At 56.6% G+C, this 1,546-nt stretch carries 1 rRNA gene; it reads left to right on the forward strand.

The features are described 5' to 3' along the window. Positions 1-1,514, forward strand: a 23S ribosomal RNA gene (locus AC07B0_RS40340); the annotation flags it as partial. Positions 1,515-1,546: the final 32 nt, after the last annotated feature.

Genomic DNA, 1,546 nt, shown 5'->3' on the forward strand with positions numbered 1-1,546 from the left:
CGGCCCAAGGTGGTAGTAGGTAAGCGATGGGGTGACGCAGGAAGGTAGTCCAGCCCGGGCGGTGGTTGTCCCGGGGTAAGGGTGTAGGCCGAGGGGTAGGCAAATCCGTCCCTCATATAAGGCTGAGACCTGATGCCGAGCCGATTGTGGTGAAGTGGATGATCCTATGCTGTCGAGAAAAGCCTCTAGCGAGTTTCATGGCGGCCCGTACCCTAAACCGACTCAGGTGGTCAGGTAGAGAATACCGAGGCGTTCGGGTGAACTATGGTTAAGGAACTCGGCAAAATGCCCCCGTAACTTCGGGAGAAGGGGGGCCATCACTGGTGATCGGACTTGCTCCGTGAGCTGGGGGTGGCCGCAGAGACCAGCGAGAAGCGACTGTTTACTAAAAACACAGGTCCGTGCGAAGCCGTAAGGCGATGTATACGGACTGACGCCTGCCCGGTGCTGGAACGTTAAGGGGACCGGTTAGTGACCTTTCGGGGTTGCGAAGCTGAGAACTTAAGCGCCAGTAAACGGCGGTGGTAACTATAACCATCCTAAGGTAGCGAAATTCCTTGTCGGGTAAGTTCCGACCTGCACGAATGGCGTAACGACTTCTCGACTGTCTCAACCATAGGCCCGGTGAAATTGCACTACGAGTAAAGATGCTCGTTTCGCGCAGCAGGACGGAAAGACCCCGGGACCTTTACTACAGTTTGATATTGGTGTTCGGTTCGGCTTGTGTAGGATAGGTGGGAGACTTTGAAGCAGCCACGCCAGTGGTTGTGGAGTCGCCGTTGAAATACCACTCTGGTCGTGCTGGATGTCTAACCTCGGTCCGTGATCCGGATCAGGGACAGTGTCTGATGGGTAGTTTAACTGGGGCGGTTGCCTCCCAAAGGGTAACGGAGGCGCCCAAAGGTTCCCTCAGCCTGGTTGGCAATCAGGTGTTGAGTGTAAGTGCACAAGGGAGCTTGACTGTGAGACCGACGGGTCGAGCAGGGACGAAAGTCGGGACTAGTGATCCGGCGGTGGCTTGTGGAAGCGCCGTCGCTCAACGGATAAAAGGTACCCCGGGGATAACAGGCTGATCTTCCCCAAGAGTCCATATCGACGGGATGGTTTGGCACCTCGATGTCGGCTCGTCGCATCCTGGGGCTGGAGTCGGTCCCAAGGGTTGGGCTGTTCGCCCATTAAAGCGGTACGCGAGCTGGGTTTAGAACGTCGTGAGACAGTTCGGTCCCTATCCGCTGTGCGCGTAGGAATATTGAGAAGGGCTGTCCCTAGTACGAGAGGACCGGGACGGACGAACCTCTGGTGTGCCAGTTGTCCTGCCAAGGGCATGGCTGGTTGGCTACGTTCGGGAGGGATAACCGCTGAAAGCATCTAAGCGGGAAGCCTGCTTCAAGATGAGTATTCCCACCTCCTTGAGAGGGTAAGGCTCCCAGTAGACGACTGGGTTGATAGGCCAGATGTGGAAGCCCGGTAACGGGTGGAGCTGACTGGTACTAATAGGCCGAGGGCTTGTCCTCAGTTGCTCGCGTCCACTGTGTTAGTTCTGAAG

The organism is Streptomyces sp. NPDC044704 (assembly GCF_056433525.1).